At 65.0% G+C, this 14435-nt stretch carries 12 protein-coding genes; 4 read left to right on the forward strand and 8 right to left on the reverse strand.

What is annotated here, in order from left to right:
- Positions 1 to 5 precede the first annotated feature (5 nt).
- From BM190_RS21160 to BM190_RS21175, 4 genes are all read right to left on the reverse strand, one after another.
- Positions 6 to 488, reverse strand: coding sequence for a tripartite tricarboxylate transporter TctB family protein (locus BM190_RS21160; RefSeq protein WP_092258503.1), 483 nt, complete (start codon positions 486 to 488; stop codon positions 6 to 8).
- A 229-nt stretch (positions 489 to 717) separates the two neighbouring features.
- A complete protein-coding gene (locus BM190_RS21165; protein WP_092258506.1) occupies positions 718 to 1710 on the reverse strand; it encodes a Bug family tripartite tricarboxylate transporter substrate binding protein in 993 nt (330 codons plus the stop codon).
- Positions 1711 to 1765: 55 nt separating this feature from the next.
- On the reverse strand, positions 1766 to 3025 hold the full coding sequence (locus tag BM190_RS21170) for a CaiB/BaiF CoA transferase family protein (protein WP_092258509.1): 1260 nt from the start codon (positions 3023 to 3025) through the stop codon (positions 1766 to 1768).
- A gap of 10 nt (positions 3026 to 3035) precedes the next feature.
- Positions 3036 to 3830: an enoyl-CoA hydratase/isomerase family protein gene (locus BM190_RS21175; protein ID WP_092258512.1), complete on the reverse strand. Its 795-nt coding sequence runs from the start codon at positions 3828 to 3830 to the stop codon at positions 3036 to 3038.
- Between the two features lie 119 nt (positions 3831 to 3949).
- On the opposite strand from BM190_RS21175, the gene BM190_RS21180 reads away from it, so the two are divergent.
- Together BM190_RS21180 and BM190_RS21185 are read left to right on the forward strand one after the other, a co-directional pair.
- Positions 3950 to 4615, forward strand: coding sequence for a GntR family transcriptional regulator (locus BM190_RS21180; RefSeq protein ID WP_092258515.1), 666 nt, complete (start codon positions 3950 to 3952; stop codon positions 4613 to 4615).
- 224 nt (positions 4616 to 4839) lie between these two features.
- Complete coding sequence (locus BM190_RS21185; RefSeq protein WP_092258518.1) at positions 4840 to 5811, forward strand: MBL fold metallo-hydrolase; 972 nt, start codon at positions 4840 to 4842, stop codon at positions 5809 to 5811.
- Positions 5812 to 5863: 52 nt separating this feature from the next.
- Here the strand turns inward: BM190_RS21185 and BM190_RS21190 are convergent, their stop codons facing one another.
- Both BM190_RS21190 and BM190_RS21195 read right to left on the reverse strand, forming a co-directional pair.
- Entirely contained in the window at positions 5864 to 9010 is a 3147-nt protein-coding gene (locus BM190_RS21190; RefSeq protein WP_092258521.1) for an efflux RND transporter permease subunit, read from the reverse strand.
- 5 nt (positions 9011 to 9015) lie between these two features.
- On the reverse strand, positions 9016 to 10218 hold the full coding sequence (locus tag BM190_RS21195) for an efflux RND transporter periplasmic adaptor subunit (RefSeq protein ID WP_092258524.1): 1203 nt from the start codon (positions 10216 to 10218) through the stop codon (positions 9016 to 9018).
- Between the two features lie 272 nt (positions 10219 to 10490).
- Between BM190_RS21195 and BM190_RS21200 the strand changes: the two genes are divergently transcribed.
- Both BM190_RS21200 and BM190_RS21205 read left to right on the forward strand, forming a co-directional pair.
- Positions 10491 to 11069: a TetR/AcrR family transcriptional regulator gene (locus BM190_RS21200; RefSeq protein WP_092258527.1), complete on the forward strand. Its 579-nt coding sequence runs from the start codon at positions 10491 to 10493 to the stop codon at positions 11067 to 11069.
- 132 nt (positions 11070 to 11201) lie between these two features.
- Positions 11202 to 12542 carry a TAXI family TRAP transporter solute-binding subunit gene (locus tag BM190_RS21205; RefSeq protein ID WP_177237195.1) on the forward strand — a complete coding sequence of 447 codons (1341 nt, stop codon included), beginning with the start codon at positions 11202 to 11204 and terminating at the stop codon, positions 12540 to 12542.
- A gap of 10 nt (positions 12543 to 12552) precedes the next feature.
- Here BM190_RS21205 and BM190_RS21210 read toward each other — a convergent pair whose 3' ends face one another.
- Together BM190_RS21210 and glpX are read right to left on the reverse strand one after the other, a co-directional pair.
- Positions 12553 to 13272, reverse strand: a complete 720-nt coding sequence (locus BM190_RS21210) for a haloacid dehalogenase type II (RefSeq protein ID WP_092258530.1) — start codon at positions 13270 to 13272, stop codon at positions 12553 to 12555.
- Positions 13273 to 13414: 142 nt separating this feature from the next.
- Entirely contained in the window at positions 13415 to 14416 is a 1002-nt protein-coding gene (glpX, locus tag BM190_RS21215) for a class II fructose-bisphosphatase (protein ID WP_018323059.1), read from the reverse strand.
- Between the last annotated feature and the right edge of the window lie 19 nt (positions 14417 to 14435).

Here is a 14435-nt window from a genome sequence, read left to right on the forward strand (position 1 = left end):
CTCCGTCAGAACCCGAGGGCGGCTGCGAGCGCGCCGTGCGGCAAGCTCACCTGGAACATGCGCTCGAACACGACGTAGAGCGCGAGTGCTGTCGCAGCCGCCATCCCCAGCGCGCGCGGCACGGATTGATGTTTTGGGATCGCCAGCACCGCAAAGACATAAAGCGACGAGGCGACGTACATCCCGGCGAGCGGGATCGCGGCCACGAAGATCGCGGCCGGCACGAACAGGCCGGCGAGCCGGCGCAGCTCGAAAGGCGTGATCGCGATGGGAACGTTTGCCAGGGACGCAACCGGCAACACGCCCCGCACCAGGTTGTAGAGGCTTCCGAGCACGATGATGATGCCGGTCAGGAACGGAAACGTGCCGGCGTCCACGCCCGCGCTCGACCAGCCAATGCCGTTGTCGAGGCTGGAGATGACGACGGACACCCCGAAGCCGCCGGTGAGCACGGCAGTCGCAAGTTCAAGAGCGCGGCGTGAGATCATGGGGGGCTCCGCTCTGGCGTCGGACAAGGGTCGGTAGTGGCGCATGCGTCTTTGCCCAGCCCTCGCTGTCGTCCCTGCGAACGCAGGGATCCATAACCCCAGGGAGACGTTTGACGAAGACTTGACGTCACATCCACGCCGGTACCACCACCAGCACTCCTAGAGAGATCACGCGGTATGGGTCCCTGCGTTCGCAGGGACGACAGCGGAGTTGGTGGCGCGCCCCACCTCACTTGACGAGCCAGCCCTGCTCGCCCGCGACCTGTTTGACGTGTTCGAGATCCTGCTTGATGAACTTGTCGAACTCGGCGCCCGTCAGGAAGGTGTCGACCTGAGACGTCTTCTCGATGTAGTCCTTCCACTCGGGTGTGGCCTGCACCTTCTTCATGAGGTCGACATAGAACGCGGCCTGGTCCGGCGTGACCTTGCCGGGCAACCACACCGTGCGCGGCTGCTCATATTGCTTGATGTCGAGCCCCTGCTCGACGCAGGTCGGAACGTCGCCCCAGCCTTCGGTCGCGGTGACCTTGGCGCCCTGCGGCAGCCGCTTCGGGCTGAAAACGCAGAGCGGCCGCTGCGTGCCGCCGCGCCATTGCCCGAGGCTTTCGCTGGGATTGTTGACGTGGGAATCGAGATGACCGCCGGCGAGCTGCACGGCGGTCTCCGCGCCGCTCTTGAAGGGAATGTAGGTCAGCTTGACCTTGCCGGCCTTCTCGATCATGCGCGTCAGCACCTCGTCGGTGTCCTTCGACTGGGCGCCGCCCATCTTGAACTCGCCCGATGCGGCCGCCTTCAGATAGTCGCCCGCCGTCTTGTAGGGTGCGTCTTGCTTGACCCAGAGCAAAAACTCGTCCTGCGCCATCGCCGCTACCGGCGTGAGATCGGTGTAGTTGAAGGCGACTTTGGAGACGAGCGGTTGCTGCCAGGCGTTCGAGGTACCGAAGATCACCTTGTAGGGATCGCCAGCGGAGGCCTTGCCATAGACATAGCCTTCGGCGCCGCTGCCGCCGCCCTTGTTGACGACGACGATCGGCTGCTCCGTCAGCTTGTGCTTGGTGATGATGTTCTGCACCGCGCGCGCCAGGTTGTCGGTCCCGCCGCCGGGCCCGGCGGTGGCGATGAACTCGATCGGCTTTTGCGGTTGCCAGGCACTGAGCGCCGGCATCGTGCCGGCAAGCATCATCGCGGCTGCGGAGAGCATAAATATCGACGTCCGACCCATGATTTCCTCCAGCTGATTTTTGTCTCTTATTGTTGTCTGTCCTATCGACGTCCGATCAGGCGACGCGTTCCTCGCGCCTTCCCGATGCCAGGACGATTGCGCCTTCTTTTTCGAGCGCTTCGATCTGCTTCTGGTCGAACCCGTACTCGGCCAGCACCTCGCTTGTGTGCTCACCATAGACCGGCGCGCCCGATAGCACTTTGCCTGGGGTCTCCGAAAACTTGACCGGAAGACCGATCGTCTTGACCGGGCCGAGCGTGGAATGCTCGACCTCGACGACCATCTCGCGCGCCAGAGTCTGGGGATCGCTGAGCGCCTCCAGCATGTCGTGCACGGGTCCGCACGGCACGCCCTTCTCGTCCAACGCCGCGAGCCAATGCGCCCGCGACTTCGTGCGGAAGCGTTCGCTCAGCACCGCTTCGAGCACTTTCAGATTGGCCATGCGGTCGGCGCCGGTGACGAAGCGCGGATCGGCGGCGAGTTCGCTGGCGCCAAGGGCTTCCAGCATCAAGAGCCAGTGCTTCTTGTTGGCGCCGCCGACCACGAGCCAACCGTCGGAAGCTTCAAATGCTTGATACGGAGCATTAAGCGGATGGGCCGAGCCCATCGCGCGCGGTGCCGTGCCTGCCGCGAGCGCGATGGTCGATTGCCAATAGGTCTGCACCAGGGCCGCTTCGTAGAGCGAGGTCTCGACCCACTGCCCCTCGCCGGTCTTGAGGCGGTGCGTATAGGCCGCGAGGATGCCCATGCTGGCGAGCAGGCCGGCGGTGATGTCGGACAGCGGCGGGCCACATTTGACGGGCGGCCCATCCGGGCGTTCGCCAGTGAAGCTCATGATGCCGCTCATGGCCTGGGCGACGAGATCGAATCCCCTGCGGTGCTTGTAGGGACCGGTGCGGCCGAAGCCCGACAGCGAGCAGTAAATCAGCGCCGGGAATTGCGCGTGCAGCGCCTCGTAGCCGAAGCCGAGGCGCTCCATCGCGCCCGGCGCAAAGTTCTCGACCAGCACGTCGGCGTCAGCGATCAGCCGCCGCAGCACCTGCTTGCCGCCCTCGGTCTTCAGATCCAGCACGATGCCGCGCTTGTTGCGGTTCATCATCAGGAAGGAGGCCGCCTCCTCGCCGATCTTCGGCGGCACCGAATGGCGGGTATCGTCGCCGTTCGGCGATTTCTCGATCTTGATGACGTCGGCGCCCATGTCGGCAAGCATCAGGGTGCAGGTCGGCCCGGCCATGACATGGGTGAGGTCGACGACCCTAAGGCCGGCCAGCGGTCCCGAACGGCGAGAGTTGGATTGCGATCGATCGCTTTGCATCGGGCCTGTCCTATTGGCCGCGCCATTGCGGGGCGCGCTTGTTGAGGAAAGCATCGAGCCCTTCGCGAAAATCCTGGCTCGTGTAGCACATCAGGATGAGGTCCTCGCCTTCGTCCCGGGTCAGCCGCCGTTGCAGGCGTGCCACCGCCTGCTTGGTCGCATTCAGCGTCAGCGGCGCATGGCTGGCGACGAGCCGGGCCACCTCATCGGCGCGCCTGTCGAGCGCGGCAATGTCCTCGACCACCTCGCCGAGCAGCCCGACGCTCGCAGCCTCCGTGGCGTCGACGAGGCGTGCGGTGAAGATCAGGTCCTTGACGCGTGCAGCGCCAATCAGCGCGGTAAGACGGCTGACATTGGACATCGACAGGCAATTGCCGAGCGTCCGGGCAATGGGGAATCCGATCTTCGCGCTTGCCGTGCCGATGCGGAGGTCGCAGGCCGCGGCGATGCCGGCGCCGCCCCCGGTGCAAAAGCCGTTGATCGCCGCGATGGTCGGTACCCGGCACTGCTCGAGCGTGGTCAGCACGCGATCAATCCGGTTCTCGTAGTCGATCGCATCCTGCGGCGTCTTGAACTCGCGGAACTGATTGATGTCGGTGCCGGACGCAAAGGCCTTGTCGCCGGCTCCGCGCAGCACCAGCACCTTGATCGCATGATCGCTATTGGCCTGCTCGCAGATCGCGGCGAGCCGCTCGTACATGGCGAAGGTGAAGGCGTTGCGGGCCTGCGGGCGGTTGAAGGTGATCCGCCCGATGCCGTCTTTGCATTCAAAAACGAGGTCGTCTGCCTCTACCGCCAGGTCCATTTCCTCATATCCTCTTGTTTTTTACATTTTTGAATGCAAAATCTGGGATTAGCAAGCTGGAACTTCGACGTTTCGATCGGATATCCAAGTTTTGCATTCAAATTGGAGCGCTGGTCCCCATGCTTCACGAGGAAGTCGTCGGCCGTATCCGGGCCATTCTGCTCGACGGCGAAATCCCGCCGGGTGCTCGGATTCCCGAGCGCGAGCTGTGTGAGCGGCTTGAGATCTCGCGCACGCCGCTGCGCGAGGCGCTCAAGGTGCTGGCCGCCGAGGGCCTCGTGCAGCTGCTGCCGCATCGCGGCTCGCGCGCGGCAAAACTGACCGACAAGGACATGCGCGACCTGTTCGAGGTCTGCCAGGGCCTGGAGGCCCTCGCCGGCGAGCTCGCCTGCGAACGCATCACGGACGCCGAGATCGACGAGATCGCCGCCGCGCATGCGGCCATGGTGCTGCATTATCGCGATGGCGATCTGATCCAGTACTATCGCGGCAATCGCGCCATCCACGAGGCCATCGTCACCGCAGCCGGAAATCCCGTGCTCGCTGGACTCTACACATCAGTAACGGCGCGCATCCGGCGCGCGCGCTACGTCACGCCGATGACGCCGCAGCGCTGGGCGCTCGCCGTGAAGGAGCACGACGCCATCCTGAACGCGCTCCAGCGCCGCGACGGCGCCGGCCTCTCCCACATTTTGCGCGCGCATCTCCGCCACAAGCGCGAAGAGGTGTTGCAGGCGGGCTTTGCCGAGACGGAAGGGACCGATCTCACGCTTAGAATTGCGTAAGGCGCAATTCGCGTTGTCCTGGCCGGCGGAGCGCGCGTCCACACGCGGCCGGCCCGCTGCCGCGACTCGTTCGCGCTCCGCGTGAACCTGCGCACTAATTCCACTTGCTAGCTTGTCGCGGCCGGAGCAGCATACTTCTCTGCCGACCATCGGCCGCGCGGCCGATCAGGCCGGTGCCAACGCGCGAACAATCGTGCAAAGTAAAAGACAAAAGCGAGGAACGCATGACAATCGATGTCTCACGTCGGTCCCTTCTCACGCTCGGAGCGGGCCTTGGTGCCAGCGCCATGCTCGGCACCAGCGCGATGGCGCGGGCACCCAAGCTCGGCACCCAGACGCCCTACTGGCACCGCTTCGTTCTCGGCGATGCCGAGGTCACCGTCGTGTCCGACGGGCCGCTGCCGCTCGGCGATCCCTCTGGAACCTTCACCGGCGTTCCCAAGGAAGAGGTGAAGAAGATGCTGGCGGACAATTTCCTGTCGCCGGACAACGTCGTGCTCGAACAGAACTCCCCGATCGTGAACACCGGCGACAAGCTCATCCTGTTCGATACCGGCATGGGCTCATCGAAGATGTTCGGCGCCAGCACCGGCCGGCAGCAGAAGAGCATGACCGAGGCCGGCATCAAGCCGGGGGACATCGATGCCGTGGTGTGCTCGCATGCCCATATCGACCATATCGGAGGCATCGTCGACGAAGGCGGCAAGCCGCTGTTTCCGAACGCGCAGATCTACATCTCGCAGACCGATTTCGACTTCTGGACCGACGAAGGCAAGCTCGGCAGCCCGGCCAAGGACTTCGTCGTCCACGCCCGCAAGAACCTGCTGCCGGTCCGTGACCGGATCGTATTCTTCAAGGACGGCCAGGAATTCCTGCCGGGGGTCCAGGCCATCGCCGCGCCCGGTCACACCGTCGGCCACACCATTTTCATGGTGTCGTCGGCCGGCAAATCCTTTGCCTTCCTCGGCGACCTCTCGCACCATTCCGTGCTGCTGCTCGAGCGGCCGCGCATGGAATTCTCCTACGACACCGACCCGAAGCAGGCGGCGGAATCGCGGGTGAAGTTGCTCACGATGCTCGCGGCAAACAAGGTCCCGGTGATGTCGTATCACTTCGCCTGGCCGGGCTACGGCCATGTCGCCAAGGCCGGTGAAGGCTTCCACTATTATCCCCAGCCGATGCAGATGACGTTGTAGGTTCTCGCGATCAGGTCCGGGCGGCGCGCGCCGTCCGGACCATTGATGCGCCCTATTCCGCGGGCTCGGCAACCGCGCCGGCGCCTGAGGCCGCAGCGTCCGCCCGGGCACCGGGGAATATCCGCTTCACCAGCACGAACAGCGCGGGCACGAAGAAGATGCCGAGCACGGTTGCCGCGATCATGCCGCCGGCGACGCCGATGCCGACCGCGTTCTGGCTGGCCGAGCCGGCGCCCGTCGCCACCGCCAGCGGCAGCACGCCGAGGATGAAGGCGAGCGACGTCATCAGGATCGGGCGCAGGCGCTGGCGCGATGCGTGCAGGGTGGCATCGACCAGGCTGCGGCCGGAAGCGATCTGCTCCAGCGCGAATTCGACGATCAGGATCGCGTTCTTCGAGGCCAGCCCGATCGTCGTGAGCAGTCCGACCTGGAAATAGACGTCGTTGGCCTGATCGAACAGCGTGGCCGCGAGCAGCGCGCCGAGCACGCCGATCGGCACCGTTAGCATCACCGCGAACGGGACCGACCAGCTCTCGTACAGTGCGGCAAGGCTCAGGAAGACGATCAGCAGCGAAATCGAATACAGATACAGCGTCTGGCTGCCGGTGAGCCGTTCCTGGAACGACAATCCGGTCCATTCATGGCCGTAGCCCTTGGGCAGCTTGGCCATCTGCTCCTCCACAGCCTGCATGGCGACACCCGAGCTGATGCCCTGCCCTGCCTGCCCCTGCAGCTCGACGGCGGCGACGCCGTTGTAGCGCTCGAGGCGCGGCGAAGAAAAACTCCAGCGATCGGTCGCGACCGCCGAGAACGGCACCATCGAGCCCGAGGCGTTGCGCACATACCAGCGGCCGATGTCGCTGGTATCCATGCGGAACGGCGCATCGCTTTGCACATAGACCTGCTTGACGCGGCCGCGGTCGATGAAGTCGTTGACATAGGCGCCGCCCCACGCTGCCGACAGCGTGGTGTTGAGATCGCTGAGGTTGACGCCGAGGGCGGTGGCCTTGGCCTGGTCGACGTCGAGGTTGAATTGCGGCGTGTCGTCCTGTCCGTTCGGCCGGGCCTGTGCCACGCGCTTGTCCGCCGCGAGCTGCCCGAGCAGCTGGTTGCGCGCCTGGATCAGCGCCTCGTGACCGTTGCCGCCGGTGTCCTGGAGATAGAGGTCGAAGCCGCCGGCATTGCCGAAGCCGGGAATCGACGGCGGCAGCACCGCGAACACCATGGCGTCGCGGATTTTCATGAACGCCCCCATGGCACGGCCGGCCACGGCCTGCGCCGAGGCCGCAGGACTCTTGCGCTCGTCGAACGGCTTCAGGCTGACGAAGGCAAGGCCAACGTTCTGTCCCTGCCCTGCGAAGCTGAAGCCACTGACTGCGAACACGCCGTCCACGGCGTCCTTCTCGTTGTCGAGATATTGGTGCTCGACTTGCTTGATGACATCGAGCGTACGCGTGGAGGTGGCGCCGACCGGAAGCTGGATCAGCGTCATGATCGTGCCCTGGTCCTCTTCGGGCAGGAACGAGCTCGGCAGCCGCTGGAACAGGACGACCATCGCGGCGAGGATCGCCGCGAAGGCGATCATCACTCCCGCGATGCGCCTGATCGCACCGCCCGCGGTGCGCTGATAGCCGTCCGCCATGCGGTCGAAGCCGCGGTTGAACAGGCCGAAGAAGCCGCGCTGCGCGCCATGATGCTTCGGCGGCTTCAGGATCGTGACGCACAGCGCCGGCGTCAGCACCAGCGCCACGAGCACCGACAGCAGCATCGCCGTGACGATGGTGAGCGCGAACTGCCGGTAGATGATTCCGACCGAGCCGTTGAAGAACGCCATCGGAATGAACACGGCCGAGAGCACGACGCCGATCCCGACCAGGGCCCCGGTAACCTCGCGCATGGATTTCTCGGTCGCCTCGCGCGGGCCGAGCTTCTCCTCGGCCATCACGCGCTCGACGTTCTCGACCACGACGATGGCATCGTCGACCAGGAGGCCGATCGCCAGCACCATCGCGAACATCGTCAGCGTGTTGATCGAATAGCCGGCAAGCGAGAGCACGCCGAAGGTCCCGAGCAGCACCACCGGCACGGCAATGGTCGGGATGATGGTCGCCCGCCAGCTCTGCAGGAACACGAACATCACGACGAAGACCAGCGCGATCGCCTCGAACAGCGTGTGAATCACCTTTTCGATCGACAGCTTGACGAAGGGCGTGGTGTCGTAGGGGTAGACGACGCGGAGCCCCTCCGGCATCGCGGCGCTGAGCTGGGCGACACGTGCCTTCACCGCCTCCGAGGTCGCGACCGCATTGGCGCCGGTCGCAAGACTGATGCCCATGCCCGCGGCGGGCTTGCCGTTGTAGCGCGCGGCGGAATCATAGGACTTCGAGCCGAGCTCGACCCGCGCGACGTCGCCGATGCGGACCGTCTGACCGGTCGTGGCCGTGCGCAGGATGATGTCCTTGAACTGCTCGACCGTCTGCAGGCGGCTCTGCGAGGTGATGGTGGCATTGAGCTGCTGGCCGCCGACGGACGGCAGGCCGCCGAGCTGGCCGGCGGTCACCTGGGTGTTCTGAGTCTGGATCGCCGCAGTCACGTCCCCAGGCATAAGGTTGTATTTCGCCAGCTTGTCGGGATCGAGCCAGATTCGCATGGCGTATTCGGCGCCAAACAACGTCACCTGGCCGACGCCAGCGACGCGGCTGATGGGATCGTTGACCGAGGACGCCACGTAATCGGCGATGTCGCTGGCGGCGAGCCGGCCGTCCTCGGAGACGAAGCCGAGCACCATCAGGAAGCTTGCCGAGGACTTCACGACCTTGATGCCCTGCTGCTGCACCACCTGCGGCAGCAGCGGCGTCGCGAGCTGCAGCTTGTTCTGCACCTGCACCTGGGCGATGTCGGCATCGGCTTCGTTGGTGAAGGTCAGCGAGATCTGCACTTGGCCCGTCGAGGTGCTCGACGACGACATGTATTGCAGATAGTCGAGGCCGGTCATGTTCTGCTCGATGACCTTGGTCACCGAGTTCTCCGCGGTCTCGGCATTGGCGCCGGGATAGGTCGCCGTGATCGTGACCACAGTCGGCGCGATCTGCGGATATTGCGCGATCGGCAAGCGCATGATCGCGAGAACGCCGCCCAGCATGATCAGGATGGCGATGACCCAGGCGAAGATCGGCCGCTTGATGAAGAAATGGGACATGACGGTTACTGCTCGGCTGCGGCTGCTGCAGGCCGCGCATCGGCCTGCCGCGTCGGATTCACGGTGAGGCCGGTTGCGGGATCGACCGCGACCTCCACGGTCTTGACGGGCGCCCCGGGGCGGGCCTTCTGCGTGCCCTCGACGACCAGGCGATCGCCGGCCTTGGCGCCGGAGCGCACCAGCCAGTTGCTGCCGACATCCTCGCCGAGCTCCAGCATCCGCTGCTCGACCTTGCCGTCCTTGTCGACGAACATCGCCACTGCCTGCCCCAGCGGATTGCGCGAGACGGCGCGCTGCGGCACGAGGATCGCAGCCGGATCGACGCCGGCGACGACGCGGGCGCGCACATACATGCCCGGCAGCAGCGCCCGCTCGGGATTGGCGAAGACTGCGCGCGAGGAAACCGAGCCGGTGCTCTCGTTCACGCTGGCATCGGTGAAACCGTACTTGCCCTTGTGGCCGTAGGTCTTGCCGCTCTCCATCAGGAGCTCGACCTGCACGCCCTCGGCGGGACGCTTGAGCTTTCCGCTCGCGATCTGGCTGCGCAGGCGCTCCATCTCCGAGGTCGACTGATCGAGGTCGACATAGACAGGGTCGAGCTGCTGGATCGTCGTCATCGCCGTCGCCTGGCTCGCGGTGACCAGCGCGCCGGGTGTGATGCTCGACTTGCCGATCCGGCCCGAGATCGACGCGGTGACCTTGGTGCGATCCAGCGAGATCGCGGCGGTGTCGCGGTTGGCTTGCGCCGCCTTCACGTCGGCCTCGCCCTGCTTGTAGGCGGCAACGGCATCATCGACGTCCTGCTGGCTCGCCGCGTTGGTCTGCAGAAGCTGGGTCTTGCGCGCAGCCTTCAGCTTGACGCTGACGAGCGTTGCCTCCGACCTCTGCACCGCGGCCTCGGCGCTCGCCAGACCCGCCTTGTACTGCACCGGATCGATCTCATAGAGCAGGTCGCCTTCCCTCACCTCGGCGCCTTCCACGAAGTCGCGCTTGAGCAGAATGCCCGTGACCTGCGGACGGACCTCGGAAACCTGATAGGCGACGACGCGGCCCGGCAGCAACGTCGAGATCTTCGCTTCCTGCGGTTTCAGGGTCATGATGCCGACCTCCGGCACCATCTGCGGCAATGCCGCTTGCGGGTTCTGCTCCCCGCAAGCGGCAAGCAGCAGGGCAATCAAGGGAACAGCGCGGACGATCGGGGGGCGCATGATGACGATCCATGGGTGAGTTGCGGCCCCTCGAGGAGGATCGCGCACGGAAACATTCGGAAACTATTCAGTTTCCATCTGGAAACTTGATAGTTTCCTTCCCCGAAGTCAAGTGCTAGGCTGCCTGCGCAGCGGCGTTCAAGCAGTCGTGAAACAGCTCAGATTCAACGGCGGGTGTGTCCATGGCGAGAGAATCCAGAAATCAGAGACGTATTGCTCCGCCGTCGGAGCGGACCAAGCCGGCCGTCATCCTTCCCGCCCCCGACGCTCGCATGACGCAACTGCTGGCGGCGGCGAAGGACACCTTCACCAGCAAGGGATTTGCCGCGACCACGATGGACGACATCGCCGGTGCCGCCGGAATGTCGAAGAAGACGCTCTACAAAATGTTCGAGAGCAAGACCGAGCTGTTTCGCGCCATGCTGCTGCGCAGCCTGCCGGAAGCAGACTTCGCCGATGCCCCTTCGGAAGGATCACCAGTGATCCGACTTCGAAACATGCTGCGCGAGGCGGCCGACGTGGCGCTGTCGCCTGGCGAGATCGCCCTGCAGCGTCTGATCATAGGTGAACGTCAGGCCTCGCCGGAGCTGGGGCGCATGTTCGCCGAGGTCATCATGGAGAGCGGCACAGAGCATATCGTCGAGCTACTGAAGGCCGTTCGCCTGGAGCCTCGTTTCGCAGCTGTGCCGCTCCGCCTCATCGCCGAAATGCTGTTCGGCATGGTGTTCAGCCACGATCATTTCAGGCTGCTGACCGACACCGGATTCAAGCTCAATCGCCGCGTGCTGGACCGGCGGATCGACCTTGCGATCGCGACGTTCTGTGCAACCGAAGAGGCGCAAGCCTCGTAATATTCTGGCCCTCCGCAACCCCGGAGTCGGACCAAACAGGTTCGAGGGAGCCCGGGCGTTGCTTGACGCAAATCAACATCCGACCGCTCGCGGCAACAATGCTGGCCTACGGAAACTCGGGCGAGCCGCGTCATGGACGATCTCTCGAAAATGGGGATTGATGCCGCCAGGCTGCCGGGCTGGCTGCGCTTCGTGGTGGTGATCGTGATCGCAGCGCTTGCCGCCGGCGCGAGCCTCGCTGCCTATCGCTGGTACGCCCGGCCCGTGACACTGTCGATCGCAGTCGGATCCCTGGATGGCGACGCTCCCAGGATCGTCTCGGCGCTCGCGAGCAGGCTTGCCGTCAACAACGCGCCAGTGCGCCTCAAGCTGGTCGAGACCGGCGGGCCCATCGAATCCGCCGCGGCGTTCTCGTCGGGCAAGACCGACCTCGCCGTCGTGCGCGGCGATGTCGGCGATCTCTCTCAAGCGCAAGCGATCGTCGTGCTCACCGAAGCCGTCGCCCTGCTGGTGGCTCCGCCGGGATCGGCGATCTCGGATATCGCCGGCCTGAAACGCACGACGGTAGGGGTTGTCGCCGGCGACACGAACCAGAAGGTGGTCCGCGTCCTCACCAGCGCATACGACCTTGGCCGCGCCAATGTCGTCTTCAAGAACATCGCGATGGACGACGTTCGCCGCGCGCTGGACGCGAAAGAGGTGCGCACGGTGCTTTTCGTCATGCCGCTCAGCGAGCGGTATCTGTCGTTGCTACGCCGCCTGTTCTCACAGACTGCCAAGACCGCGCCGATTCTGATCCCGATCGAAAATGCAGGCGCGATTGCGGAGAAGGAGCGCGCCTATGAGAGCTTCGACATCCCCAAGGGAGCGCTGCGCGGGTCCCCGCCAGTTCCCGCGGACGACGTCACAAGCTTGCGCGTCGCCTTCTATGTGGTCGCCAAGAAGAGCCTCGACAACGACGTCGTCGCCAGCTTCACGCAGGCCATCACTGCCGCGCGCAGGGACATCCTGTCGGAATGGCCGGTCCTCGCCCAGTTCAAGGCGCCGGATACCGATGCCGGCGCATATCTCCCGGTCCATGCCGGCGCCGCCGAGTTCTACAATGGCAGCCAGCTAGGCTTCCTCGACAAGTGGAGCAACGTGATTTTTCTGGCGCCGATGGCGCTGGGCGCGCTTGCATCGATCGCGGCGGCGCTGTGGCGGTTTCTCAGGTCGGGCGAACACCAGCCGCGCGAACCGGCACTCGACGCGCTGTACACGCTCGGCCGACAGATCCGCGAGGCCAAAAACGAAACCGACCTGCTGGCGATCGAAGACCAGATCGACAATGTGCTTCGTAGCCAGCGCGCGAGATTGGACGGCGACGACAACCCGCTGGATGCTGCCACCCTCAACGTGGCGGCCCACCGCCTCGAGAACCTCATTCACGAGCGCAGGGCCGTGCTGACTGCAGCGCCCGCCGAGTCGCGGTAGCAGCGCGCTGTCAGCAGCCGAGCCTGTCGGCGATCCCGCCAAAGTCCTTGGCGACGATGTCCCAATTGCCGGTGGCTTCGAAATCGACCTTCTGGAGCGGACCGTACTCCGTCGGCCGTGCGACGAACGCGGTCTTCAGCCCGTTGTTCTGGGCGGCCGCGAGATCGCCGTTGTGGGCGGCGACCATCATCACCTCCTCCGGCTTGAGGCAAAGCAGCTTTGCTGCGCCGAGATAGGTCTCGGGATCGGGCTTGTAGTGCTCGAACAGCTCGGCCGACATGATGAGGTCCCACGGCAGTCCGGCGAACTTCGCCATGTTGGTGAGCAATGCGACATTGCCGTTCGACAGCGGCGAGATCACGAATTTCGACTTCAGCCGCGTCAGGCCCGCGACGCTGTCCGGCCAGGGATTGAGGCGATGCCAGCCCTTGGTGAGATAATCGAGATCGGCGTCGGTAAGGCCTTTGATCGAAAACTGCGCGACCAGCTTCTCCAGCGAGCGGCGGTGCAGATCATCCAGCATGACATAGCCGCGCTCGGGATGTTGCCGCACATCGTCCATCGAGGCCATGTACATGCCGCGCCAGCCATCGACCAGAGCGGTCCAGTCGGCGCTGATGCCGCGCTGCCTGCTCCACCACATGAAGTCCGAGATCAGGCTGGTGCGCCAATCCACGACGGTGCCGAACACGTCGAACACCAGGGCTTTGACGGCGGAGAGTTCGGACATGGCGCTTCCCGATTATTCTTATTGTCATTCCGGGATGCGCTGTTAGGCGCAGGCCCGGAATCCATACTCCCGATCGTGGTTATGGATTCCGGGCTCGACGCTTTGCGTCGCCCCGGAATGACGGGCAGTTGTTATGCCCTACTCAGTCCAGATGGAACTTCGCGAGCTCACGATGCTCGGCCTTGATGTAGCGCACGGTGCCGGTGACGGAGCGCATCACCACAGTCTCGGTCTCGATCACGCCGTCCTTGCGGAATTTGACGCCCGAGAGCAGCGAACCCGTGGTGACGCCGGTGGCGGCGAACAGGCAGTCGCCGCGCGCCATGTCCTCGATGCCGTAGATCATCTTGGGATCGTTGACGCCCATCTTGGCGGCGCGCTCGCGCTTCTCGTCGGAATCGAGGATGAGACGGCACTGCATCTGGCCGCCGATGCAGCGCAGCGCCACGGCCGCGAGCACGCCTTCCGGCGCGCCGCCGGTGCCGAGATACATGTCGACGCCGGTATTGTCGGGGTCGGCGCAATGGATCACGCCGGCGACGTCGCCGTCGGTGATCAGGCGCACGGCAGCGCCGGTCGAGCGTACGCTCTCGATGATGCTGGCATGGCGCGGACGATCGAGCACGAGAACCGTGATGCCGTCGGGCTGGACACCCTTGGCCTTGGCGAGACGGCGGACGTTGTCGGCCGGCGTTGCATCGAGATCGACGACGCCCTTGTTGTAGCCCGGCCCGATCGCGAGCTTCTGCATGTAGACGTCGGGCGCGTGCAGCAGCGTGCCGCCGTCGGCCATCGCCATCGTGGCGATCGAGCCCGGCATGTTCTTGGCGCACAGCGTGGTACCTTCGAGCGGATCGACCGCGATGTCGACCTGCGGGCCGGCGTTCAGGCCGACCTTCTCGCCGATGAAGAGCATCGGCGCCTCGTCGCGCTCGCCCTCGCCGATCACGATGGTGCCCTCGATCGGGAGCTTGTTGAGCTCGCGGCGCATCGCATCCACCGCAGCCTGATCGGCCGCTTTCTCGTTACCGTGCCCGCGCAGCCGCGCCGACGACACCGCCGCCCGCTCGGTCACGCGTACGATCTCCAACGTGAGGATGCGCTCGAGCAATGCGTGCGGGGGGACTGAAATATGGGTCGACATCGGCTTACTCCTTCGAAAC

The organism is Bradyrhizobium sp. Rc3b (genome assembly GCF_900114915.1).
In the GTDB taxonomy this organism is placed as follows: Bacteria; Pseudomonadota; Alphaproteobacteria; order Rhizobiales; family Xanthobacteraceae; genus Bradyrhizobium.

Excerpts from the sequence above, each read along its gene's own strand:
- BM190_RS21160 (WP_092258503.1), bottom strand. The coding sequence starts at position 488 with ATGATCTCACGCCGCGCTCTTGAACTTGCGACTGCCGTGCTCACCGGC.
- BM190_RS21165 (WP_092258506.1), bottom strand. The coding sequence starts at position 1,710 with ATGGGTCGGACGTCGATATTTATGCTCTCCGCAGCCGCGATGATGCTT.
- BM190_RS21170 (WP_092258509.1), bottom strand. The coding sequence starts at position 3,025 with ATGCAAAGCGATCGATCGCAATCCAACTCTCGCCGTTCGGGACCGCTG.
- BM190_RS21175 (WP_092258512.1), bottom strand. The coding sequence starts at position 3,830 with ATGGACCTGGCGGTAGAGGCAGACGACCTCGTTTTTGAATGCAAAGAC.
- BM190_RS21180 (WP_092258515.1), top strand. The coding sequence starts at position 3,950 with ATGCTTCACGAGGAAGTCGTCGGCCGTATCCGGGCCATTCTGCTCGAC.
- BM190_RS21185 (WP_092258518.1), top strand. The coding sequence starts at position 4,840 with ATGACAATCGATGTCTCACGTCGGTCCCTTCTCACGCTCGGAGCGGGC.
- BM190_RS21190 (WP_092258521.1), bottom strand. The coding sequence starts at position 9,010 with ATGTCCCATTTCTTCATCAAGCGGCCGATCTTCGCCTGGGTCATCGCC.
- BM190_RS21195 (WP_092258524.1), bottom strand. The coding sequence starts at position 10,218 with ATGCGCCCCCCGATCGTCCGCGCTGTTCCCTTGATTGCCCTGCTGCTT.
- BM190_RS21200 (WP_092258527.1), top strand. The coding sequence starts at position 10,491 with ATGACGCAACTGCTGGCGGCGGCGAAGGACACCTTCACCAGCAAGGGA.
- BM190_RS21205 (WP_177237195.1), top strand. The coding sequence starts at position 11,202 with ATGGACGATCTCTCGAAAATGGGGATTGATGCCGCCAGGCTGCCGGGC.
- BM190_RS21210 (WP_092258530.1), bottom strand. The coding sequence starts at position 13,272 with ATGTCCGAACTCTCCGCCGTCAAAGCCCTGGTGTTCGACGTGTTCGGC.
- glpX (WP_018323059.1), bottom strand. The coding sequence starts at position 14,416 with ATGTCGACCCATATTTCAGTCCCCCCGCACGCATTGCTCGAGCGCATC.